This is a genomic window from Halomonas denitrificans (assembly GCF_003056305.1).
In the GTDB taxonomy this organism is placed as follows: domain Bacteria; phylum Pseudomonadota; class Gammaproteobacteria; order Pseudomonadales; family Halomonadaceae; genus Halomonas; species Halomonas denitrificans.
The window spans coordinates 49348-72673 of sequence record NZ_PYVX01000008.1; the positions used below are offsets into that span (position 1 = coordinate 49348).

General features: G+C 70.3%; 20 protein-coding genes and 1 pseudogene. 7 read left to right on the forward strand and 14 right to left on the reverse strand.

Features of this window, described 5'->3' with window-relative positions:
• The first annotated feature begins 2 nt into the window (after window positions 1-2).
• Together C9F13_RS16120 and C9F13_RS16125 are read left to right on the forward strand one after the other, a co-directional pair.
• Window positions 3-1091 (forward strand): asparaginase domain-containing protein, encoded by a 1089-nt coding sequence (locus C9F13_RS16120; protein WP_108447271.1) that lies wholly within the window; start codon window positions 3-5, stop codon window positions 1089-1091.
• Between the two features lie 377 nt (window positions 1092-1468).
• Entirely contained in the window at window positions 1469-2497 is a 1029-nt protein-coding gene (locus C9F13_RS16125) for a sodium:calcium antiporter (RefSeq protein WP_108447272.1), read from the forward strand.
• 33 nt (window positions 2498-2530) lie between these two features.
• Here the strand turns inward: C9F13_RS16125 and C9F13_RS16130 are convergent, their stop codons facing one another.
• Window positions 2531-4267, reverse strand: coding sequence for a potassium channel family protein (locus C9F13_RS16130; RefSeq protein WP_108447273.1), 1737 nt, complete (start codon window positions 4265-4267; stop codon window positions 2531-2533).
• A 47-nt stretch (window positions 4268-4314) separates the two neighbouring features.
• Window positions 4315-4698, reverse strand: coding sequence for a DUF6394 family protein (locus tag C9F13_RS16135; RefSeq protein WP_108447274.1), 384 nt, complete (start codon window positions 4696-4698; stop codon window positions 4315-4317).
• A 193-nt stretch (window positions 4699-4891) separates the two neighbouring features.
• On the opposite strand from C9F13_RS16135, the gene C9F13_RS16140 reads away from it, so the two are divergent.
• Both C9F13_RS16140 and C9F13_RS16145 read left to right on the forward strand, forming a co-directional pair.
• Window positions 4892-5575: an HAD family hydrolase gene (locus C9F13_RS16140; protein WP_108447275.1), complete on the forward strand. Its 684-nt coding sequence runs from the start codon at window positions 4892-4894 to the stop codon at window positions 5573-5575.
• A gap of 160 nt (window positions 5576-5735) precedes the next feature.
• The gene (locus C9F13_RS16145) at window positions 5736-6110 is read left to right on the forward strand and encodes a translation initiation factor Sui1 (protein WP_108447276.1); all 375 of its coding nucleotides are present in this window, start codon (window positions 5736-5738) and stop codon (window positions 6108-6110) included.
• Here C9F13_RS16145 and C9F13_RS16150 read toward each other — a convergent pair.
• Window positions 6091-6972 carry an NAD-dependent protein deacetylase gene (locus C9F13_RS16150; RefSeq protein WP_245888812.1) on the reverse strand — a complete coding sequence of 294 codons (882 nt, stop codon included), beginning with the start codon at window positions 6970-6972 and terminating at the stop codon, window positions 6091-6093. The genes C9F13_RS16145 and C9F13_RS16150 overlap by 20 nt on opposite strands.
• Before the next feature lie 157 nt (window positions 6973-7129).
• On the opposite strand from C9F13_RS16150, the gene C9F13_RS16155 reads away from it, so the two are divergent.
• Window positions 7130-8029: a nuclease-related domain-containing protein gene (locus C9F13_RS16155; RefSeq protein ID WP_108447277.1), complete on the forward strand. Its 900-nt coding sequence runs from the start codon at window positions 7130-7132 to the stop codon at window positions 8027-8029.
• An 8-nt stretch (window positions 8030-8037) separates the two neighbouring features.
• On the opposite strand, the gene C9F13_RS16160 is transcribed toward C9F13_RS16155, so the two are convergent.
• Both C9F13_RS16160 and C9F13_RS16165 read right to left on the reverse strand, forming a co-directional pair.
• A complete protein-coding gene (locus C9F13_RS16160; RefSeq protein ID WP_245888813.1) occupies window positions 8038-8856 on the reverse strand; it encodes a ribonuclease T2 family protein in 819 nt (272 codons plus the stop codon).
• Between the two features lie 2 nt (window positions 8857-8858).
• A complete protein-coding gene (locus C9F13_RS16165) occupies window positions 8859-10208 on the reverse strand; it encodes a deoxyguanosinetriphosphate triphosphohydrolase (protein ID WP_108447278.1) in 1350 nt (449 codons plus the stop codon).
• Between the two features lie 260 nt (window positions 10209-10468).
• Here C9F13_RS16165 and C9F13_RS16170 point away from each other — a divergent pair, with 260 nt between their 5' ends.
• Complete coding sequence (locus C9F13_RS16170; RefSeq protein WP_108447279.1) at window positions 10469-12037, forward strand: peptide MFS transporter; 1569 nt, start codon at window positions 10469-10471, stop codon at window positions 12035-12037.
• Window position 12038: 1 nt separating this feature from the next.
• Entirely contained in the window at window positions 12039-13853 is a 1815-nt protein-coding gene (locus C9F13_RS16175) for an aminopeptidase P family protein (protein ID WP_108447280.1), read from the forward strand.
• Window positions 13854-14003: 150 nt separating this feature from the next.
• Here C9F13_RS16175 and C9F13_RS16180 read toward each other — a convergent pair whose 3' ends face one another.
• The 9 genes and pseudogenes from C9F13_RS16180 to C9F13_RS16220 all read right to left on the reverse strand — a co-directional run bounded on the left by C9F13_RS16180 (window position 14004) and on the right by C9F13_RS16220 (window position 23246).
• Window positions 14004-15497: a tripartite tricarboxylate transporter permease gene (locus tag C9F13_RS16180; protein ID WP_108447281.1), complete on the reverse strand. Its 1494-nt coding sequence runs from the start codon at window positions 15495-15497 to the stop codon at window positions 14004-14006.
• 7 nt (window positions 15498-15504) lie between these two features.
• Window positions 15505-15957, reverse strand: coding sequence for a tripartite tricarboxylate transporter TctB family protein (locus C9F13_RS16185; protein ID WP_108447282.1), 453 nt, complete (start codon window positions 15955-15957; stop codon window positions 15505-15507).
• Window positions 15954-16949: a Bug family tripartite tricarboxylate transporter substrate binding protein gene (locus C9F13_RS16190; RefSeq protein ID WP_108447283.1), complete on the reverse strand. Its 996-nt coding sequence runs from the start codon at window positions 16947-16949 to the stop codon at window positions 15954-15956. Before C9F13_RS16190 ends, C9F13_RS16185 begins: the two co-directional genes overlap by 4 nt.
• 141 nt (window positions 16950-17090) lie before the next feature.
• Window positions 17091-18299 (reverse strand): CaiB/BaiF CoA transferase family protein, encoded by a 1209-nt coding sequence (locus tag C9F13_RS16195; RefSeq protein ID WP_245888814.1) that lies wholly within the window; start codon window positions 18297-18299, stop codon window positions 17091-17093.
• Window positions 18299-19258 carry a hydroxymethylglutaryl-CoA lyase gene (locus C9F13_RS16200; protein ID WP_108447284.1) on the reverse strand — a complete coding sequence of 320 codons (960 nt, stop codon included), beginning with the start codon at window positions 19256-19258 and terminating at the stop codon, window positions 18299-18301. The genes C9F13_RS16195 and C9F13_RS16200 overlap by 1 nt, the downstream gene beginning before the upstream one ends.
• A gap of 238 nt (window positions 19259-19496) precedes the next feature.
• Window positions 19497-19664, reverse strand: a pseudogene (locus C9F13_RS16205) (helix-turn-helix domain-containing protein); the annotation flags it as partial.
• Window positions 19660-21072 carry a nitrogen regulation protein NR(I) gene (gene glnG / locus C9F13_RS16210; RefSeq protein ID WP_108447285.1) on the reverse strand — a complete coding sequence of 471 codons (1413 nt, stop codon included), beginning with the start codon at window positions 21070-21072 and terminating at the stop codon, window positions 19660-19662. The gene glnG and the pseudogene C9F13_RS16205, both read right to left, overlap by 5 nt.
• Window positions 21065-22111, reverse strand: coding sequence for a nitrogen regulation protein NR(II) (gene glnL, locus C9F13_RS16215; protein WP_108447286.1), 1047 nt, complete (start codon window positions 22109-22111; stop codon window positions 21065-21067). Before glnL ends, glnG begins: the two co-directional genes overlap by 8 nt.
• A 556-nt stretch (window positions 22112-22667) precedes the next feature.
• Entirely contained in the window at window positions 22668-23246 is a 579-nt protein-coding gene (locus C9F13_RS16220; protein ID WP_108447287.1) for a DUF4124 domain-containing protein, read from the reverse strand.
• Window positions 23247-23326: the final 80 nt, after the last annotated feature.

The following is a 23326-nucleotide window of genomic DNA, read 5'->3' on the forward strand; positions in this document are numbered from 1 at the left end:
CCATGTCGCGACTGCTGATCCTGCACACCGGCGGTACCATCGGCATGCAGCCCTCGGCGACCGGCTATGTGCCGGCCGACGGCTTTTCCGACCGCCTGGCGCATCACCTTTCCGCAAGCCTAGGTACCCAGCTTGGCGACCATGGTACGGACGCACTGCCCGACTACCACCTCATCGAGCTCGAGCCGCTGATCGACAGCGCCGACCTGGCCCCGGCGGACTGGAACCGTATTGTCGCGGCCTTGGCTCAGCACTGGCAGGGATACGACGGTTTCATCGTGCTGCACGGCACCGACACCCTGGCCTACACCGCCTCGGCGCTGTCGTTCATGCTCGGGCCCCTCGACAAGCCAGTGGTCCTCACCGGCGCACAGATCCCGCTCGGCGAGCCGCGCAGCGACGCCATCAACAACCTGACCACCGCGCTGTTGATGGCCGCCGACCCCGCCGCCCCACCGGAGGTCTGCATCGCCTTTCACGATCGGCTGCTGCGCGGCAACAGGGCGCGCAAGGTGCGAAGCCAGGGATTCGATGCCTTCGACTCCCCCGATGCGCCCTGGCTCGGCGAGGCCGGCATCGCACTGTCCTTCATGCCCGGGCTGGCGCTGGCGCCCGGCACGCCGGAAGCCGCCTCCGGTGGTATGGACGCTGCTCCCGCTGCGTTCACCCCAAACGTCACGCCGCGTCACTTTGCACCCGGCGCGGTGGCCATGTTGCCGGTACATCCCGGGCTGTCAGCGGCACTGCTGGACGCCGTGCTCGGCGACCCGGCGCTAAAGGGACTCGTGCTGCAGACCTACGGGGTAGGCAATCCCCCGAGTCTCGACGGCGCGCTGATCGATCGTCTGGCACAGTCAAGCCAGGCCGGCATCGCGATTCTCAATGTCAGCCAGTGCCCGCAGGGCCAGGTGGTGCAGGGCGCCTATGCCAGCGGTGCCGCGCTGAATGCCGCCGGGGTAATTCCCGGCGCGGATCTTACCCCCGAGGCGGCGCTGACCAAGCTGCAGGTGCTGATCGCCGATGGCCTGAGGGGTGAGGCGCTCAAGTCAGCACTAGCCACTCCGCTGCGCGGCGAGATGACAGTCAACTGATCACCTTCGGCGCAACAAGTCCCTTGCCAGGCACGAGCTAACAACATCACCAGGCCCTCCCCCCTTCTCGTCAAGCGCCTGCCGGCATCCATGCCGGACCACCGGGTATCACGACCGCCGGCTCAGGCGGGAAGCGGCCATTTTGCGGTAAGCCTCTGGGCGGTGTGGCCAGTCATGCGGCGGGCGCCGGTGACCGCCCGTGTAGCCGGCCACCGACCAGCACCACCGCATCTTCCTGGCTTGACGCCCTGCGCTTGAAAAGGGTCGACTCAGGGGGAGGATCCCCTGCAAGGCACGCGGGCCCTGCCTTCATCGCCTAGAGTCCCTTTCACAGGAGCCGAGATGTCGCACTCCACCCGACTGACGAGGGCCTCTCCTTGCTGAGCGACCTGTCCCTGGTCACGGCCTTCGCGCTGTTCGCCGGCTGCGCCTTGGTGATCGGCGTGGTCGGCACCCGGCTGACCGGCATCGTCGACGACCTGGCCGATCGCACCGGCCTCGGCGAGGCCATCGCCGGCACCCTGCTGCTGGGCATGGCCACCTCGCTGTCGGGGCTGATGGTCTCGGCCGCGGCGGCCATGGCCGACCGGCCGACTCTCGCCATGAGCAATGCCCTGGGCGGCATCGCGGTGCAGACGCTGTTCCTGACCGTCGCCGACGTCACCCACCGGCGCGCCAACCTGGAGCACGCCGCCGCCTCGCTCAGCAACCTGATGCAGGGAGGCCTGCTGCTCTGCCTGCTGTCGCTGGTGCTGGTCGGGCGCTTCGCCCCCGACTGGACCCTCTGGCAGGTGCACCCCATCACCCCGCTGCTGCTGATCGTCTACCTGTTCGGCCTGCGCCTGGTGAGCCTGAGCCGCGACAACCCCATGTGGCGCCCCGCCCAGACCCGGGAGACCGAGCCCGATGTGCCCGACGAGCAGGCCCTGGGACGCTCGGCGACGCGGCTGTGGCTTGCCTTCGCGGGACTCGCCGCGCTGCTGGGGGTGAGCGGCTGGCTGCTGGAACGCAGTGCGGCGATGATCGCCGAGCAGACCGGCCTCGGGCAGTCGGTGGTGGGGGCGCTGATGACCGCGGTGGTCACCTCGCTGCCGGAGCTGGTCACCTCGATCGCGGCGGTGCGCCGCGGCGCCCTGACCCTGGCCGTGGCCGGGATCATCGGCGGCAACGCCTTCGACACCCTGTTCGTGGCGGTCTCGGACATCGCCTACCGCGGCGGCTCGATCTACCACGCCATGCCCGACCCGGTCGCGCTGTGGGTCGCCCTGGCGATGCTGATGACCGCCATCCTGATGGTCGGGATGCTGCACCGCGAGCGCCGGGGCCCGGCGCGCATCGGCTTCGAGAGCGTCGGCATCATCGCCTGCTACCTGGCCGGGGCGCTGGCCCTGCTGCTCACCCCCTGAGGCTCGAGGAGCGCTGCGCCCCCGCCGACGCGTTCACGGCGGGGGCCGCTGCCCGCGCCGGCGGCGCGCCTCGAGCCAGGCGAACAGGTAGCCGCGCGGCGCATCCTCGCCGGTGACCACGTAGCCCAGGGTGTAGGGGTTGTGCAGGGTCGCCCGGAGCATCGACTCCGAGCAGGGAGTGCCGCAGAAGAGCACCTCGTCGCCGGCGCGAAGCCAGAGCGTCGAGTCCGGCAGCATGATTGACGTCCCGTTCCGGTGCACGGCGAGCGCCTCGCAGGGCAGCCGGGCCGGGTAGGCGCGCGCATCGACGCACAGCGCCCCCAGGGCCAGCCCCTCCCCGGCCGCCAGGTGGTCGGTCACCGCCGGCGCCTCGTCCGGCAGCAGCCGGATCGACCAGAGGTGGGGCGGCTCCTCGCCCACCGCCGCCTTGAGGCGGGCCACCAGGGTCCGGGTCTCGTCCGGGGCGCGCTCGGCGAGCCAGTCGATCAGCTCCTGGACCAGGGGCGAGATCAAGAGCTTCAGGATCCGGCGCGCCGTGGTCAGGCTGTGCTGGAGGACCAGGTCGGCCCGCGCGGCGTCGAACGCGACCTGATTCTCGTGGCTGTTCTGGCGCACGATGCGAAACGCCCGGGGATTGAGCTCGGTGACCGAGAGCAGGGTGCTGAGGTTGTCGCCGTCGCGGTTCGTCGCGGCGATGACCCCGGCGGCATCCTCGATCGCCGCGCTCGACAGGGCCGCATGGTCGGCGTGGGTCTGGACGATGACCGTGCCCTCGTCGACCTGGCCGGCGTCGACCTCCGGGTCGATGATCCGCACCTCGAGGCCGTGGGACCGGAGGTGGCGGTGGATCCAGGAGCCCATCCGCCCGTACCCGCACAGGATCCAGTTGCCCCGCGGCGCTCGCACCGGCACCCCGAGCTCGACCCCGCGCGCGCCCACGAACCACGCATTGAGGTTGTGCAGCTCCGGGCGCGCGATCGCCCGGGAGACGAGCTGGGCGAAGATCTCGAACGGATCGACCACCGTGACGTTGTCCAGCGAGCGAAGGTTGGCCTCGTGGCGGGCCGAGGTCGAGCGGCAGATCACCCGCAGCCGCGGGTTGAGGTGGCGGGCCATCACCGCGATCTTGAGGTTGACGTCATCGTCGTTGGTCAGCGCGACCAGGGCCCGGCAGGCCGGGTGCTCCACCCCGGCGGCCAGCAGGTGCTTCGGCGCACTGGCGTCCGCGTGGAGGCCCGGCATCGGGACCGTGTAGTCGCGCACGCCCAGGGCCTTGATCCGTTCGGTGTCGGCATCGAGGATCACCGCGCGCATCTGGTGGTCGCTCAGGCCCCGGGCCAGCAGGCTGCCGGCATCGCCGAACCCGCAGAGGATGACGAAGGGCTCCACGTTGCCCTTGACCTTGCGGGCGAAGCGGAAGCCGTCCATGGCCTGGATGAAGTGGGGGTTCTGCACCAGCTTGATCAGCGAGCCGATGGCATAGAACCAGGCGATGACGCCGGTATAGAGGCAGAAGATCGTCCACAGGCGCTGCTCCTCGCTGAAGCCGTTGGGCAGCTCGCCGAACCCGGTGGTGGTCGCCGTGTAGGTGAAGAAGTAGAAGGCGTGGAAGAGGTTCATGTGGGTCGTCTCGCCGTCGACGACCCGGCCCGGCATCAGGGCCATGCCCATGATGCCCACCGAGTAGACGAACAGCAGCACGAACAACGGCCGGCGCATGTAGCGCAGCACGATCATCGCCACGCGGTCGAGATCGGAGGTCGGCGTCACGGGATCATCCCCCGGATGGCGGCGGCGCGGGCAGCAGCACGGCCGCCTCAGCGCCGCGAGAGCAGCGTATCGCCGACCAGGATCACCGTCGCGATGATGTTCGCGACCAGCGCCCCCGAGGCGATCGAGACGATATCGGCCATCTCGGCCGGCCCCGGCCCGCCGCCGCCCTCGGGGTCGGCGACGATCCAGACGATGCGCGCCGTGATCAGCAGCAGGCCGGCCACCAGGCCGGAGGCCAGCAGCAGCGCCCCGGTCTGGGAGCGATCCCCCAGCTTCAGGCCGATGGCGACCAGGTTGACGATGATGGTGAAGGTGAGGATCCAGACGTTGTGGTGGGCGGCCGTCTCGCCCCCCCCAGCCACGAAGGCGGCATTGAGGCTCAGGGTGAGGATGATGAAGAAACCGAAGACCACGCGTTCGAGGTTCATGAGCCTGCTCCTGGCCGGGACGCGCCGTCAGTATAGGCACGGGTGCTTATTTAGCGCGACCGGCCCCGGCGGCCGCCCGGCATTCAAGAACAGTGTTCACAAAATGCGGAAACTGGGCTTTACTGATGGGCAGGACGTCACGATATCTGTAACAATGACGTTATAACTCTATGATTGCCCACGAGGCCCGGTGATGGCGCGCCCCCTCTGCCTGCTCTTCGATTGTGACGGCACCCTGGTCGACAGCGAACCGCTGCTCGCCGACGAGATGTCCGCGAGTCTCACCGAGGCCGGCCTGCCGTTTCGCACCAGCGACTACATGGGCGAGTTCCGCGGCGCCCGCTTTCGCCGCATCGTCGCCGCCCTGGAGCAGCGCTACGGCAGCGTCGACCCCGAACGGCTCGACGCCCTCGAGTGTCGCATGCGCGCCAACCTCAACCGCCGCCTGGCCAGCGAGCTGATCGCCATCGACGGTGCCGCCGAGGCGCTGGCCGCCCTGCGTGGCCACCCCATGGGCGTGGTCTCCAACGGCCCGGAGAACAAGATTCGCACCTCGCTTCACGCCACCGGCCTCGCCGAGGCCTTCGGCGACCGCCTGTTCAGCGCCTACACCGCCCAGTGCTGGAAGCCCGACCCCTGCCTCTTCCACCATGCCGCGAGCCGCATGGGCTTCGCGTCCCACGAGTGCGTGGTGATCGACGACGCCCTGGTCGGCGTGCGGGGCGCCCTGGCCGCCGGCATGACGGTGATCCACCTCAACCGCTTCCCCGACGCCGAGCAGACCCCCGACGGAGCGATCATGATCAGCAACATGTTCCAGCTGCCGACGATCATCGCCCACCTCGAGACGACCCGCGCCCTGGCCGCCCACGCCTGAGCGCCACGCCCCGGTCATTTCCCGAGCCGCCGTTCACCGCCTGACGTCGGGCGGCGCCGGATCACCGGACCGCCGGACCGCCGGACCGCCAGGCGGATGCAGCCCGCCGTCGGGATGGCTATCATCGCCGCATCGACACACGACAGCGCGAGGAGGCCCCATGGCATCCCTGAAGGAGCAGCTCGGCGGGCTGGTCTACTCCACCGAACACGGCGACACCTGCCCCGGGTGTCGTCGCCCCCTGGCCGAGTGCGCCTGCGCCGAGCAGGCCGAGGCGCAGCGCCTGGCCGCGCTCGACGGCACGGTGCGCATCCGCCGCGAGACCAGCGGCCGCAAGGGCAAGGGCGTCACCACCCTGGAGGGCATCCCGCTGCCGGCCGAGGAGCTCAAGACCCTGGCCAAGGCGCTCAAGAAGCGCTGCGGCACCGGCGGCGCCGTCAAGGAGGGCATCATCGAGATCCAGGGCGACCAGCGCGAGGTGCTCAAGGCCGAGCTCGAGCAGCGCGGCTACCGGGTCAAGCTGGCCGGCGGCTGAGTGCTTCGTCCGGGCCGGCGTCCAGCGCCTCGCAGAGCCCCACCAGGGCGTCGGCGGGGGCCGCGACCTTGAGGGCATAGAGGTCGTCGGCGCGGGTGCGGCCCAGGTTGAGGCAGGCGATGGGCCGTCCCGCCTTGGCCGCGGCCCGGGCGAAGCGGAACCCGGAGAAGACCATCAGCGACGAGCCCACCACCAGCAGGGCGTCGCTCTCCTCGAGCAGGGCGAAGGCGGCCTCCACGGTGGCGCGCGGCACGCTGTCGCCGAAGAACACCACGTCGGGCTTGTAGATGCCGTCGCCGCAGCGGGTGCAGCCGGGCACCCGGAAATCGGCGAAGTCGGCCTCGAGGTCGGCGTCGCCGTCGGGGCCCGCCCTAGCGCCGACCTCCCGCCAGTGGGGATTGCGCTCGGCCAGCTCCGCGTGCAGGTCGTGGCGCATGCGCCGGGCGCCGCAGCCCATGCAGCGGACCCGGTCGGCCCGGCCGTGAAGGTCGATCACCCGCCGCGAGCCGGCCCGCTGGTGCAGGCCATCGACGTTCTGGGTGATCACGCCCTGTACGTGGCCCCGCGCCTCGAGCCGCGCCAGCGCGGCGTGGGCGGCGTTGGGGGTCGCCTCCTGCAGGGTGCGAAAGCCGATCAGCGCCCGCGCCCAGTAGCGCTGGCGGGCCGCGTGGCTACCCATGAAGGCCTGGTGCTGCATCGGCGGCGGGCGCTTCCAGTCGCCCTGGTCGTCGCGGTAGTCGGGGATGCCGCTGGCGGTGCTGATGCCGGCGCCCGTGAGCACGGCGAGCCGCGGATGGCGGCGGACGAAGGCCGCCAAGGCCTCCAGGTCGGGGTCGTTGCCTGTCACGCTGCGCTGCCTCACCTCTGCCTCCTGATGGTCCGGCACATCGGGGCCGTCGACGATCGGCCGCGATCAACACTGCCCGCCGCGTCGGCTCGCCGATCGCGCCGAATGAGCATGGCCCCCCGGGGGGCAGGTTGTCTAGAATGGAGCCTCTCCCTCAGGGCAAGGACACCCGATGGCCTGGCTGGAATACCTGCTGCCGCTGATCTTCCTGTTTCCATTGGCGGCCACCGCCGTGATCGTTCTGGCGCTGCGCAACCTGCACGATGCCCGGGTGCACTCGCCCTTCGACGCCCACCCGCTGAAGGAGGCCGGCCAGGGCCTGCGCGACCGCCTCGACCGCGCCTTCGCCGGCCTCTTTCTCGACGGCGCCCTGGGCCCCATCGTCGTCCTGGCGCCGCTGGTCTACGGCATGGGCCGCATGCTCTTCGCCAACGAGCAGAACTGGATCGAGTGGGCCCTCTACGGCGCCCTGAGCACCCTGCTGGTGCTGGTGTTCTGCTTCCTGCTGATCCGCGACTTCCAGCGCATCCGCCGGCTCAAGCTGGGGCTCGCCTGCGAGCTCGCCGTGGGCCAGGAGCTCGAGCGGCTGATCCGCCCCGAGGGACACCCCTACTACGTCTTCCACGATGTGCCGGGCGACGGCCGCCCCCTCGATCACGTGGCGGTCACCCCCCACGGCATCTTCGTGATCGAGACCCGCGCCCGCACGCCGGCCCTCACGCCCGGCGGCCAGGAGGACAACCGCGTTGTCGTCGAGGCCGAGCGGCTGCGCTTCCCCGGCTGGAGCGAGCGGGCGCCGCTGCACCGGACCCGCGCGGCGGCGCAGTGGCTGTCGACCTGGCTGGAGCGCCAGGTCGGCCAGGCGGTGCCGGTCAAGGGGGTGCTGGCGCTGCCCGGCTGGCGGGTCGAGCAGGAGGGCGCCGCCAAGGACCTGCTGGTGGTCAATGGCGAGGACCTGGCGCGGCGCCTCAGCGAACGCGCCCAGGGCGAGCTCGACCCCGCCCTCCACGACGCCGCCATCGTCGCCCTGCGCCGGCACGCCGGCCTGTCGAGTCCGCCGCCCGAGGCCTGAGCCCTCGATCACTCGAAGCGCGCGATGCGCACCCGGGTCGCGCAGCGCCCACGCCCCTGGCGCAACAGGCTCTCGGCCGCCGGGAAGTCCGCCAGCCGGTCGGCGGCGATGCCGATGCGCACCTCGGTGAGCAGGCGGTTGCCCCGCCCGCCGCAGGAGAGCCGCAGCGCCCGCCCGGTGTCCTCGCCGAAGGCCGCCTCGAAGGCGTCGATCAAGGCGTTGCGCGCCACCTCGCCGCCCTGGTTCAGGGTCACGAAGGCGCCGAAGGCGCTCTCGTTGACCGCCTCGACCAGCGTCACCGAGGCCGCGAAGTAGGTGGCCTCGGGCAGCGCCAGGCAGGCGGCGTGCTTGGCATACTGGTAGCGCTCCAGGCAGCTGGCCCGTCCCGGCATCGCCGCGTCGAGGCGCCGGTCCAGCGCCGCCGGCAGGTCGAGAGGCGGGTGGGCGCGACAGAAGCTCCCGTCGGCGCGCGGCGTCTCGAGAAAGCACCCCTCCCGCCACCAGCGGCGCCGGTCAACGCCCCGTTCAGCGAAGCGCTCGGGCAGCGAGGGCCACAGGCCGTGCAGCACGAAGCCGCGATCGGCGCCCTCGCGCAGGGCCGGCTCGCGGCACTCCCGCGGCGGGCGGGAGCGGCTCGCGCAGAAGCCGGGGTGCCAGGTCAGCGCCAGGGTGTAGTGATCGAAGCCCTCGGCCGGCAGCGCCTCGAGGGGGGCGTGTTCTTCGGCGTCCTGCACCGCGCCCGAGGCCTGCGCGAGCGGCGCCGCCGCCGCGACGCCGACCAGCAGCGCCGTCGCCAGTCCCCGCAGCGATCGCGTCCAGCCTGCCACGCTCAGTCGCCCCGCAGCCGGCCGCCCATCTCCTGGGCCAGGTCCACGGCGTAGTGGTCGGTCATGCCGCCGATGAAGTCGAGCATGCGCCGGTAGCTGTCGTAGAGGCTCCAGGAGGGACGCGGGGTGTTCTCGCCGATCAGCGCCAGCACCCGCTGGTGCTTGAAGGTCGAGCGCCCCTGGTAGTGCAGCTCGTGGGCGGCGCCGATAAAGGCCTCCAGCAGAATCCCCAATGTCGTGTAAGCGCCGATCTCCAGCTTGGCCTTGCGCTCGTTCTGGAAGATCCGCTTGCGGGCCAGCTGCTTGGCCGTCCTCACGCCCCAGCCGAGGTCCGGGTGGCAGAGCTCCAGCAGGTCCTCCTGGAGGCGTCCGCCCAGCAGTTCCGCCTCGTGCTGCACGAAGACCGCGCCGACGTCGCTCACCGCTCGCTCCATGGCCGCGCCGCGCAGGGCGGCGATGCGCCGGCGCTGGGAGACGCCGCTGCGCTGCATCTCGGGGTAGTCGGGGGGCGCGCCGCCGGCGATCTGGGTGAGGATCTCGGCCACCTCCTCGAAGCCCAGGATGCCCATCTCCAGGCCGTCCTCGAGGTCGAGCAGGGCGTAGCAGATGTCGTCGGCCGCCTCGACCAGCCAGGCCAGCGGGTGGCGACACCAGCGCCCCTCGCCGCGGGGCAGCAGGCCGAGCCGGTCGGCCACCTCCTCGAGCAGCGCCCGCTCGCTCTGGTAGCAGCCGAACTTGCCGGCCGCCCCGCCGTGCTCGACGGTCCAGGGGTACTTGAGCAGGGTACCGAGCGTCGCCGTGGTCAGGCGCATGCCGCCGCGGAACTGGTTGTACTCGACCTGGGTGACGATGCGAAAGCCCTGGGCGTTGCCCTCGTAGGTGAGCAGGTCCTCGCGCTCCAGGGCCGAGAGCCCGTCGAGCAGTCCGCTGCCGTCGACCTCGGCGCGAGCAAACCAGTCGCGGATCGCGTACTCGCCGGCGTGGCCGAAGGGCGGGTTGCCGATGTCGTGGCCGAGGCATGCCGCCTGGACGATCACCCCCAGGTCGGCCGGGGTGATCCAGGCCGGCAGGCGCTCGCTCAGCCGCTCGCCGACTATCATGCCCAGCGAGCGGCCCACGCAGCCCACCTCCAGCGAGTGCGTCAGCCGGGTGTGGATATGGTCGTTGTCGGTCAGCGGGTGCACCTGGGTCTTGCGCCCCAGGCGGCGGAAGGAGCCGGCGAAGACGATCCGGTCGTGATCCTTGTGGAAGGGGCTGCGGCCGATCTCGCCGCGCCCGCTTCCCGGGCGCGCACCGCGCCGGTCGTGCAGCCGCCCCGGGTCGAGCAGCCGTTCCCAGCTCATCTGCGTCATGGGCAATCTCTCCTTGGAGCCCCCATTCTGGCACCGCCACATGCGGGATTGCCATCGCCGTGCCGCCGGCGCGGCGGATCGCCTCGCGCCAGCCCCGCCATCGTTTCGCCGACTAACAAATTTCCATAGAATCGTCTGTCATAGCCGCGTCTTTTAGCTGAAAAACCACGAAAAATCGACACGAGACAGCACCACTGTCTGACATCGTCCGGTTCGACGCGGCGCGCGACGCCAACACACACCGACAAGGCAGACGCTCCATGACGACACCCTCCGACGCGACGTCCCGACGGGATCGCGGCTTCTTCGGCCACCCCCGCCCGCTGGGCTCGCTGTTCTTCACCGAGATGTGGGAACGCTTCTCTTACTACGGCATCCGCCCGCTGCTGGTGCTGTTCATGGCCGCCGGCCTCGCCGAGGGCGGCCTGGGCTTCAGCCGCGAGGACGCCGCGGCCATTGTCGGCATCTACGCAGGCGCCATCTACCTCTCGGCCCTGCCCGGCGGCTGGCTGGCCGACAACTGGCTCGGCCAGCGCCGCGCCGTCTGGTACGGCTCGGTCCTGATCGCCCTGGGCCACCTGGCCATCGCCCTCTCGGCGCTGTGGGGCGCCACTGCCTTCTTCATCGGCCTGCTGCTGATCGTGCTCGGCTCGGGGCTGTTCAAGACCTGCATCACCGTGATGGTGGGCAGCCTCTACGACGAGGGCGACGCGCGCCGCGACGGCGGCTTCGCGATCTTCTACATGGGCATCAACCTCGGCGCCCTGCTGGCCCCGCTGATGACGGGCCTGCTGATCGAGAGCGGTGGCTGGCACTGGGGCTTCGGCATCGGTGGCCTGGGCATGCTCGCCGCGCTGCTGATCTTCCGCCTCTGGGCGATTCCCGCCATGCGCCGCGCCGACGCCGAGCGCGGCCGTGACGCCAGCTGGGACGCCCCGGCCGTCCAGCGCCGCGGCGTGGGGCTCGCGGTCTCGGCCCTGTCGCTCGCCGCTGCCGCCCTGGTGGGCCTCGCGGCCGTCGGCGTGATCCGGCTCAACCCGGTGGCGATCGCCGAGGCGATGACCAGCGTGATCATCGTCTGCGCGCTAGGCTTCTTCGTCTACCTGATGGCCTTCGCCGGTCTCGACGCCCGGGAGCGCGCCCGGGTGGTGGTGGCCTTCCTGCTGATCGTCGCCTCGGCCTTCTTCTGGGCCTCCTTCGAGCAGCAACCCACCTCTTATAACCTCTTCGCCAACGACTACACCGACCGCGCGCTGTTCGGCTGGGAGATCCCCACGGTCTGGTTCCAGTCGCTCAACGCCGTCTTCATCATCCTGCTCGGCCCGCTGTTCGGCTGGCTGTGGCCGGCCCTGGGCCGCCGCGGCCTGGAGCCGAGCAGCGCCAGCAAGTTCGTGATGGGCCTGCTGTTCGCCGCCGCCGGCTTCGGCCTGATGATGCTCGCCGCCCGCCAGGTGCTCATCGGCGACGGCCTGGTCTCGCCGCTGTGGATCACCGCCAGCCTGCTGCTGCTGACCCTCGGCGAGATGTGCCTGAGCCCGGTGGGCCTCTCCACAATGAGCACCCTGGCGCCCCGGCGCATCCGCGGCCAGCTGATGGGCCTGTGGTTCACCTCGCTGGCGCTGGGCAACCTGGTGGCCGGCCTGATCGGCGGCAACGTCAGCGCCGACAAGCTCGCCGAGCTGCCGGCGCTGTTCGGCCGCTCGGCCGTGGCACTGGTACTCTGTGCCCTGGTGCTGGCGCTGCTGACGCCGCTGATCGGCCGCATGCTCAAGGGCAGCCAGCGCGAGACCGCCGCCTCGTCCCCCACCTCATCCACCACCGGAGCCTGACATGAGCCACGCCCCCTCGACCCCCGCGGCCCGCCTCGCCGCCCTGCGCGACGCCATGCGCGAGCACGCCATCGACGCCTGGTGGCTGCCCTCGTCCGACCCCCACAACTCCGAATACCTGCCCGAGCACTGGGCCGGCCGCGCCTGGCTCTCCGGCTTCGACGGCTCGGTGGGCACCCTGGTGGTGACCCAGGAGGCCGCCGGGCTGTGGGTCGACAGCCGCTACTTCGTGCAGGCCGAGGCCCAGCTCGCGGGCTCCGGCATCGAGATGATGAAGCTCGTCCAGGGCCAGGCGACGGCCCCCATGACCTGGCTGGCCGAACGCCTGCCGGCCGGGGCTACTCTCGGCTACGACGCCCAGGTGGTCTCGCTGGCCCACGCCCGTCAGATGGAGGAGATCCTCGGCCCGGTCGGCATCGCCCGGCGCGGCGACCTGGACCTGCTCGATGCCGTCTGGCCCGACCGCCCGGCGCTGCCCGCCCAGCCGCTCTACGCCCAGCCCGCCGCCTTCCGGGACGAGACCCGCCCCGAGCGCCTGGCCCGGGTGCGCGCGGCCATGGCCGAGCACGGCGCCGACTGGCACCCGCTCTCGACCCTGGACGACATCGCCTGGCTGACCCAGCTGCGCGGCGACGACGTCACCTACAACCCGGTGTTCCTGGCCCATCTGCTGGTCGGGCGCGAGACGGCCACCCTGTTCGTCGCCCCCGGCACCCTCGATACCGAGCTCGAGGCGGCGCTGGCCGCCGACGGCATTGCCGTCGCCCCCTACGACGCCTGGCCCGCGCACCTCGCCGCCCTGCCCGCCGAGGCCCGCGTGCTGCTCGACCCGGCCAAGCTGACCCTGGGCACCCGCCAGGCGCTGCCCGCCGAGATGGCGGTGGTCGAGGCCTTCCAGCCCAGCACCCTGGACAAGGGCCGCAAGACCGACGCCGAGCTGGCCCATGTGCGCCGCACCATGGAGGCCGATGGCGCCGCCCTGTGCCGCTTCTTCGCCTGGCTGGAGCGGGCGCTGTCCGAGGGCGAGCGGGTCACCGAGCTGGACGTGGAGACGCGTCTGCGCGAGGAGCGCGCCCGGGATGCGCACTTCGTCAGCGAGAGCTTCAACACCATCGCCGCCTTCAACGCCAACGGCGCCCTGCCCCACTACCGGGCCACGCCCGAGGCCCACGCGGTGATCGCGGGCGACGGCCTGCTGCTGATCGACTCCGGCGGCCAGTACCACGGCGGCACCACCGACATCACCCGCATGGTGCCGGTGGGCGAGGTCTCGGCCGCCCAGCGCGAGGACTGCAGCCTGGTGCTCAAGGGCACCATCGCCCTCTCCCGGGCCCGCTTCCCGGAGGGCATCGCCGCGCCGCGCCTGGACGCCATCGCCCGCGCCCCGCTGTGGGCCACCGGCCGCGACTACGGCCACGGCACCGGCCACGGCGTGGGCTACTTCCTCAACGTCCACGAGGGGCCCCAGGTGATCAGCGCCGGCGCCCCGGTGGCGCCCCATACCGCCATGCGCGCGGGGATGATCACCTCCATCGAGCCCGGCGTATATCGCCCGGGCGAGTGGGGCGTACGCATCGAGAACCTGGTCGCCAACCGGCCGGCCGAGGCGAGCGACTTCGGCGACTTCCTGCGCTTCGAGACGCTGACCCTGTGCCCGATCGACACCCGCTGCCTCGATGTCGCGCTGCTCGACGCCGCCGAGGCCGACTGGCTCGACGCCTACCACGCCGAGGTGCGCGACCGCCTCGCACCCCACCTCGAGGGCGAGGCCCTGGCCTGGCTCGAGGAGCGCACCCGGCCGCTCGACCGCGGCTGATCGAGCGTCGCTCCCACTTGGAGCGACGCCCGACACGACCAGGGGCGCCGGCATGCCGGCGCCCCTGGTCGTTGGAGCCTCGGTGACAGCGATGTCAGGAGAAAGGAGCGTCTTGGCAGTTGCGGTTGCGCTTTCGCCACTGCCGCGGAGTTACACCCGCCGTTTCATCAGCCAGTGGAACAACAGCCCGCCCACCAGCAGGACGATGGCAAACAGATAGATGCCCACCGAGATGCCGCTGTTCCAGATGATGCTCCAGTCGCCCCCGGAGATCGACATGGCACGGCGCAGGTTGTACTCCATCTGGCCACCCAGCAGCAGCCCCAGCACCACCGGCACCGTGGGAATCTCCAGCTTGCGCAGCCCGTAGCCCAGCACGCCGAAAGCCAGCATCAGATAGAGATCGAAGGCGCTGTTGCCGAGCGAGTAGACGCCGACGAAAGCGACCATGACCACCATCGGCATCAGGAACCAGCCCGGCGCCCTCAGCACCCGCGCGAACAGCCCCACCAGCGGAATGTTGAGCGCCAGCAGCATCAGGTTGCCGAGGAACAGCGCCGCCACCAGGCCCCACACCAGCTCGGGCTGATTCTCGAACAGCAGCGGGCCCGGGGTGATGTTCATCGACAGCAGCAGCGCCAGCAGGATGGCCGTGGTGCCGCTGCCGGGAATGCCCAGCGACAGCATGGGGATCAGCGCCCCCCCGGCGGCGGCGTTGTTGCCCGCCTCAGGTGCGGCCACCCCATGCGGGTCGCCGTGGCCGAAATTGCCGCGCGCGCCCTGCCAGCGTCGCTCCAGGGTGTAGGAGAGGAAGCTGCCCAGCGCCGCGCCCGCCCCGGGCAGCACCCCGGCGATGAACCCCAGCACCGAGCTGCGCCCGATGCTGCCGCGGCAGCGCCAGGCGGTACGCACGCCCGGCATGGCCGAGCCCAGGGTCATGGTCGGCTTGCGTCCCTGATGACTATCCTCGAGGAACACCAGACACTCCGAGATGGCGAACAGCCCCACCAGCGCCACGATGAAGTCGATGCCGTCGTAGAGCTCGTACCAGCCGAAGGTGTAGCGGGGCACGCTGCTGACCGCATCGATGCCCACGGTCCCCAGCAGCAGCCCCAGGCAGGCGGCCAGGAAGCTCTTGGCCAGATGCCCGCCGGTCACTCCGCCGATGGTGGCGAAGGCCAGCACGAACAGCGCGAAGTACTCGGCCGGACCGAAGCGAATGGCGAAGTTCACCAGCAGCGGGGCGAACAGCACCAGTCCGATCGTCGCCACCAGGGCGCCGACGAAGGAGGCGACACCGGTCAGCCCCAGCGCCTCGCCGCCTCGGCCCTGCTGGGCCATGGGGAAGCCGTCCAGGGTGGTCATCATCGCCGGTTCGTCGCCGGGGATGTTGAGCAGGATGGAGCTGATCCGGCCGCCGTACATGCAGCCGTAATAAATGCTGACCAGCAGGATCAGCGCGGCGGTGGCCGAGAGGCTGAAGTTGAAGGTCAGCGGGATCATCAGCGCCACCCCGTTGACCGGCCCCAGCCCCGGCAGCGCCCCGATCAGCGTGCCCAGGGCGCAGCCCACCAGGGCCAGAAACAGGTGCTGCGGCTCGAGAGCCACGGCGAAGCCCTGGGCGAGAAAGGCAAGGAGTTCCATGGCGGCGTTACCCGTCTAGGCCGGGCATGTCGGGCAGCGGCATGCCGAGGGCAAATTCGAAGAGGAGGTAGAGACCCAGGGTCAGCAGCAGCCCGAACGGCAGCGCCTGCCGCCAGGTGGCACCGAACAGCCGAATCATCAGGGTCACGGTCAGCAGGGCGGTGGGCAGAAAGCCCAGCGGCTGGATCAGTCCCGCATAGACCATCAGCAGCGCCAGCAGGCAGAGCTGGCGTATCAGCGCCGCCCGATCGGGCCAACGCTGATTCATTCCCGGTCGCAGGATCAGGTAGAGCGACAGCAGCCCCAGGGGCACGCTGACCAGGCGCGGGAAGGCACCCGGCCCTATCGTCTGGCCGAAACCGCTGGTGAAGTCATGGGACAGCCACCAGGCGACGACCGCCACCACCAGCAATACCGCACCGGCGAGGCGATCGCCGAGCGCGCCAGCGCGCTCACTCACTCGATGACCCCGATCTCACGAGAGATGCTCTCCACCTCATCGATGGAGTCCAGCACGAAGTCGCTGAATTCCTCGCCGCCGCGCCACAGCGGCACCAGGCCGTTCTGCTTGGCCACGCCTTTCCACTCGTCGCTGTCGTAGAGCGCCTTGAGATCGTCCACCATGGCGGCGTAGTCCTCATCCGAGACCTCGCCGCCGGTGTAGAAACCGCGCCAGTTGTAGCCGGCCACGTCATAGCCCTGGCCAGTGGCGGTGGGCAGCTCGTCGAAGGGAGCGGGCAGCGGTTCCTCGGAGAGCACCGCCAGCACGCGCACATCACCGGACTCGATGAAGCCGGCGATTTCGCCCAGGTCGGTGGAGACCACGTCGACATGGCCGCCCATCATCTGGGTCACGGCCGGGCCGCCGCCGTCGAACTGCACCCAGCGCAGGCTGCCGATCTGGTCGTCCGGCATGCCAGCCTCCCGGGCCAGCATCAGCGCACGGATATGATCCCAGCCACCGGCGCCGCTGGAGCCGGCGACAGCCAGCGCCCCAGGGTCATCGACCATGGTGGTCATCAGCTGCTCGAGGCTCTCGAACTCGCTCTCGTCATCGACCAGGATGACCCCCACGTCGGTGCCCAGCATGGCCAGCCAGCGCATGGTATCGGCGCCGCCGGGATACTTGCCCTGGGCGATCTGGGTCACCCCCACGGTGCTGGTGGCGACGATAAGATCGCTGTCGTCGGCACGGCTGCTCTCGACATTGGCAAAGGCCACCGCCCCCACCCCGCCCGGCATGTTCGTGACCTGCACCGGACTGTCCACCAGCTCGAGATCCAGCAGCAGCTTGCCGACCGAGCGGCAGGTGAAGTCCCAGCCGCCACCGGGATCGGCCGGGGCGATGCATTCGCTGATAGGCAGCGCCTGAGCCGGAGCGCTGACGGCGAGTCCGGCTCCCATCAGGGTGGCGGCGGCGAGGCTCAGGGCCCCTTGGGTGACTGACGGCATGGTGTGTCTCCTGCTGTTATCGGCTTGTTGTTGGAGCAGCAAGTTGAAACTGCAGTGAAGCGGCAGTGGTTACCGCTCTCGCGGCGCGCGTGATGCGCCCCGCACGGCTCCGCCCGCCGCCAGGCGGCGAACGGACGTCGTTCAGATCACCCGGCGCGCCCGAAGCGCCGCCAGCTCATCGCCCTCGACACCCAGCTCGGCCAGCAGATCATCGGTATGCTCGCCCAGCTGTGGCACCGGGTGGTAGAGCATGGCCGGGGCCTCACGCATCTTCACCGGAAAGCCGGTGACCGGCACCCGACCCGAGGCCTGCGGAAGCTCCAGGCACATCTCCTGAGCCTGCACCTGGGGATCGGCAAAGGTCTCGCGCAGGTCGTGGACGCGCCCACAGGGCACCCCGGCTCGATTGAAGTGCTCGATCCACTCGTCGACCTGGCGCGTCACGATGATGGCGTTGAGGATCTCGCGCAGCGCCTCTCGGTTCGCCATGCGCCGAGGGTTATCGAGGAAGCGCTCGTCGTCGAGCAGGTGCAGCATGTCCAGCGCGCCGAGGAAGCGCTCCACCATGGTGTCGTTGCTGGGGGCAATGGCCACCTCGCCGTCACTGGCGGTAAACAGGCCGTAGGGGTACAGCATCGGGTGGTCGTTGCCGGTGCGGGCCGGGACCCGATCGGTGGCGAAGTACTCCGCCGCCAGATACCCCATCATGGCGATCAGGCCATTGGTCAGCGCCGTCTCGACGATGTCGCCCTGCCCCGTGGCGGCGCGCCGCACCAGGGCCGCACAGATGCCGAAGGCCAGGTTCTGGCTGGCCACCATGTCACTGATCGGCGGCGCGGCCCGCATCGGCTCGCCGTCCGCCGCGCCGTTGACGCCCATGAAACCGCTCATGGCCTGGGCGATGAAGTCGTAGGCGGGCCGATCGCGGTAGGGTCCGGTGGAGCCGAACCCGTTGATGCGCCCCACCACCAGACGCGGATAGCGCTCGCGAAGGGTGTCGTCATCGAGCCCCATCTTGCCCAGCACGCCGGGCCGGAAGTTCTCCACCAGCACGTCCGCGCCCTCGAGCAGTCGATGGAGAATGCGCTTGCCCTCGTCGCTGCGCAGATCGAGGGTGAGCGAGCGCTTGTTGCGGTTGAACTGTGCGAAGTACCAGCTCTCGCCATTGACCATGTTGCCCTGATGGCGCACCACGTCGCCTTTTCCAGGGGGCTCGACCTTGATGACATCGGCGCCGTGATCGCCGAGGATCTGGGTACAGAAGGGGCCGGAGATCACCCGGGTGAGGTCGATGACGCGAATGCCCTCGAGCGATCCCATGGCGCTGGCGGTGGAAGGGGTAGCGGCCATCACGCCTCCCCCCGGGCGGTGGGCACCGTGTCACAGGCGCTCAGCGCGAGGCGGGCGCCGGCCTTGGAGACCTGACCCGGCAAGGGGCGTCCCATCAGCTCGCTGGCACAGCCCGCCGCTTCGATCAGCTGCTGCACGTCAAGTCCGGTATCAAGCCCCATCTCCTCCAGCAGATAGGCCAGGTCCTCGGTCGCGATATTGCCCGAAGCCCCCGGCGCGAAGGGGCAGCCCCCAAGCCCTCCGATGGAGCTCTCGTAGCGGTCCACGCCGAGCGCCAGCCCCTGCATGACGTTGGCCAGGCCGATGCCGCGCGTGTTGTGGAAATGCAGCGTCAGCGGAAGATCGGGCGCGGCGTCGCGCAGGCGAGTGACGCGCTCGGTCACCAGCGGTGGCGTGGCCATGCCGGTAGTATCACCGAGCGACAGGTGCGTGGCTCCCAGGTCGGCAAAACGACGTGCGATGTCCGCCACGGAATCGACCGGGACGTTGCCTTCGAAGGGGCAGCCGAAGGCAGTGGCGATGGCGCCTCGCAGCGCCACTCCCGTGCCGTCGAGGAGCCGAGCGATCTGCTCGAACCCCGCGAGGGACTCCGCGACGCGGCGATTGACGTTCTTGGCGTTATGGCTTTCCGACGCGGAAACGAACAACACGACCGAATCCACCCCCGCCCGCAAGGCGCGTTCGGCCCCGCGCACGTTCGGCACCAGCGCCGAGAGATGCAGACCGGTCATTTCACTGCGCAGCGCGGCCATGATATCGGCCGCATCGGCTAGCGCCGGCACCGCACGCGGGCTCACGAAAGAGGTGGCTTCGAACTCCCGAACTCCGGCGGCCACCAGGGCGCGCGCCAGAGATAGCTTTTGATCGGTGGAGAGCACGACGGCTTCATTCTGAAGGCCGTCGCGCAGCCCTACCTCGGTAATATGGATACCCTGAAGCGGTAACTCGGGATTGGACATGAGCTGCCTTCTTCCATGAATGCCGTCTCATGGAAGCTACGCCAGCAGACAAAACAGCAGCAATGCACCTTTCGTCCTACCTCTCTACCGAATGTCTGCGATTGCAACATGGATCTCTAGAGCACCGACCTTTCATGTGCCAAGGCACATACCCGTGACGACAAGTTCTGCCGCTTTCCTCGCTAAGCCCCCTTCACCACAATGTGATGTTGCGCTTTCTCGTTCCGCCCCTTCGCCGCTAATCCTCCGCCAGCGCCGGCAGCAGGGTCTTGAGCTTGCGGGTGAGCGTATTGCGCCCCCAGCCCAGCAGCTCCGCGGCCTCGCCCTTGCGCCCGCCGGTGTGCTTGAGGGCGGTCTCGATCAGGATGCGTTCGTGATCTCTGGAGAGCGGCACCGCCTCCTTAATCCCCATCGGCCAGCGCCGGCAAGAGGGTCTTGAGTTTGCGGGTCAGGGTATTGCGTCCCCAGCCCAGCAGCTCCGCGGCTTCGCCCTTGCGCCCGCCGGTGTGCTTGAGGGCGGTCTCGATCAGGATGCGTTCGAAGTCCGGCACCGCCTCCTCGAGCAGGTGGGTATGGCCGTCGCTCAGCGCGCGGTCGGCCCAGTCGCGGAAGGCGGTGCGCCAGTCGCCGACGCTGCCCTCGGTGGCGCCGGGCTCGCGCAGCTCCGGCGGCAGGTCCTCGACGAGCACCTCGCGGCCGGAGGCCATCACCGTCAGCCAGCGGCAGGTGTTCTCGAGCTGGCGGACGTTGCCCGGCCAGGGCAGCCGGGTGATGTGCGCCTCGGCCTCGGGGGTCAGCACCTTGATGTCGGTGGCGAGCTCCTTGGCCGCCTCGGAGAGGAAGTGGCGGGCCAGCCGCGGGATGTCCTCGCGGCGCTGGGCCAGCGTCGGCAGGTGCACGCGGATCACGTTGAGGCGGTGGAAGAGGTCCTCGCGGAAGCGTCCATCCTCCACCAGGGTCTCGAGGTTCTGGTGGGTGGCGGCGATGATCCGCACGTCCACCTTCACCGAGGTGTGACCGCCCACCCGGTAGAACTCGCCGTCGGCCAGCACCCGCAGCAGGCGGGTCTGCGTCTCGGCGGGCATGTCGCCGATCTCGTCGAGGAACAGGGTGCCGCCGTTGGCCTGCTCGAAGCGCCCCTGGCGCTGGGCCGTGGCGCCGGTGAAGGCGCCCTTCTCGTGGCCGAACAGCTCCGACTCGATCAGGTCCTTGGGGATCGCCGCCATGTTCAGCGCGATGAAGGGCTTGCCGGCCCGTGGACTGTGCTGGTGCAGGGCGCGGGCGACGCGCTCCTTGCCGGTGCCCGACTCGCCGTTGATCAGCACCGTGATGTGCGAGTGGGAGAGCCGGCCGATGGCGCGGAACACCTCCTGCATGGCCGGCGCCTCGCCGATGATCTCGGCATCCAGCCCCTCGGGCACCGTGACCGGGCGCTGGCGCTCGCGGGCATGGGCCACCGCCCGGCGCACCAGGGCCAGCGCCTCGTCGACGTCGAAGGGCTTGGGCAGGTACTCGAAGGCGCCGCCCTGGTAGGAGGCCACGGCGCTGTCGAGGTCGGAGTGGGCAGTCATCACGATCACCGGCAGCTCCGGGTGGGCCTCGCGCACCCGGGCCATCAGGTCCAGGCCGTCGAGGCCCGGCATGCGGATATCGGTGACCAGCACCTCGGGTGGGTCCTCGAGCAGTCGCTCGAGGGCATGATCGGCGCGTTCATGGGTCTCGACCTCGAGGTCGGGCTGGGCCAGGGCACGCTCCAGCACCCAGCGAATGGCGCGGTCGTCGTCGACGACCACGACGCGGGCGACGTCAGTCATGGCGCTTCTCCAGCGGAATCAGCAGTCGGAATTGGGTATGGCCGGGGTGCGAGTCGCACTCGATCAGCCCCTGGTGCTGGTGCAGGATCGACTGGGCGATCGAGAGGCCCAGGCCGCTGCCCTCGGCGCGACCGGAGACCATGGGGTAGAAGAGCGTCTCGCGCAGCGCCTCGGGAATCCCCGGGCCGTTGTCGATGATCGCCACCTCGCAGACCAGCCGGTGGCGTTCGGCGCCCAGGGTGAACTGGCGGCGGGCGCGGGTGCGCAGCGTGAGCCGCGGCGAGGGGGTCTCGGCCTCGGTCATCGCCTCCACGGCGTTGCGCGCCACGTTGAGCAGGGCCTGGATCATCTGCGACTCGTCGCCGGAGAGCTCGGGCAGGCTGGGATCGTAGTCGCGCTCGATCCTCACCGCCGGATGCTCGACGATCAGCAGCGCACGCACCCGTTCGAGCACCTTGTGGATGTTGAGCGGCTCGTGACGCACCAGCCGGTTGGGCCCGAGCATCGAGTCGACGAGATCGCGCAGGCGATCGACCTCCTCGATGATGATGCGGGTGAACTCCTGGAGGCCCGGATCGTCGAGGTCCCGCTCCAGCAGCTGGGCCGCCCCGCGGATGCCGCCCAGGGGGTTCTTGACCTCGTGGGCCAGCCCCCGGGCCAGCACCTTGATGGTCTCCTGGCGGGTCTGCAGCGCCTCCTCCCGGGAGATGCGCAGCAGCCGGTCGCGGGGCTCCATCTCCAGCAGCAGCTCGTCCGGGCCGAGGGGGGTGACGGTGTAGTCGACGGTCAGCGGCTCGCCGGTGGGGCGGATCAGGCGCGCCTCGCGCTGGGTGAAGGGGTGGAACTCGTCGCGCGCCTTGGCCAGCAGCCCGCCGAGGTCCTCCTCCCCCTCCACCAGGGCGGGCAGCGGCTGGCCCTGCAGGCGGCTCAGGCTGAGCGCCAGCAGCGCCTCCGCGGCCGGGTTCATCCAGCGCAGCCGCAGCTCGCCGTCGAGCAGCAGCACCGCGGTGGTGAGGTGTTCCATCAAGCGTCGATACATGAAGCCGTCCTGCCCGGTCCGGTGGGCGCCTCGTGAAGAAGCGCCGTGAGCCTGCACTGGGGAGGACCTGCAAGAAGCGCGCCACCTCGTGAGGCGGCTGGCAGCGCCTTTCCGGGGCAGGACCGCCCCACCTTGGTGCACCACTTTAGTGCATCAGGCCATCGAACGCCCGTTGACGTGCAGCCCCCGAGCGGCCGCCCCGACTCGTGCCCCCCGCTCAGGGCGCGTCGCGGGGCGCTCGCTCCTCGCTCGAGAAGCGATCGCGGATCGAGGAATCGTGCCGATGATGCGGCGGGGGATAGTGTGGCGGGGGATGACGGGGCGGACGATGGTGAGGCGGACGGTGAGGGGGCGGAGGGAAATGGGGCGGACGAAAATCAGGCTCCTCCCTTTGCCGGCCGCGCAGCCGATCGAGCACCTCGAAGGCGCGCCCCTCCTTCACCCGGTCAGCGTGATCGAAGGCATCGAAGCGGCCATCGTCGCGAGGCGGGGGCTCGCGACAGGGCCAATGGGTGCCGTCCGGACACGGCGGCCGAGGCGTCCGGCGAGGGGCGAGCTAACCGCTCGGATTGTTGGGGTTGCGGGGCAGGTTGACGCTGGCCCGCTGCACGTAGAGGGTCACCGGCGAGGTGCGGTGGCGCACCGCCCCGCTGCCATCCAGCAGCTCGGCCTGCAGCACGTGCTCCCCGCGCTCCAGGTTGTTGAGCAGGAAGGTATCGGTGTGCATGGCCGACTGGCTGACCCGCCCGTCCACCAGCAGGCGCACCCGATGGTCCTCGCGCAGCTCGGGCTGAATGCCGAGGGTCACCTGGACGTTGCCGGCCGCACCGGTGGGCAGGGTCTCCTCCTGGCCGGGCGAGAGGATGCCGAAGCGATCGTAGGGCATGAACGGCTGCCCCGGCGCGGACGCCTCGGGCTGGCCCTGCCCGCCCTGCACGGCAGGCGCCATGCCCGCCGCCTCGCCGGGGCTCGGCACCACGGTGAGCGGGTCGAGCGTTACCGCCTCGCCGCCGCCCTCGGGGTTGTCGGTGAACACCACGTTGCCCTGGGCGTCGGTGGTGCGGTAGATGGTCTGGGCGTGAGCCGCCAGGCTCAACGACAGCCCCAGCGCCACCATGGCCAGTGCCTTGTTCATGCGCCGATTCCTGCGTTGCCGATGGGTTTCCCTTTATGATGCAAGACTAGCCCAGAAGCGACCCCGCGAGGAACGCGGAT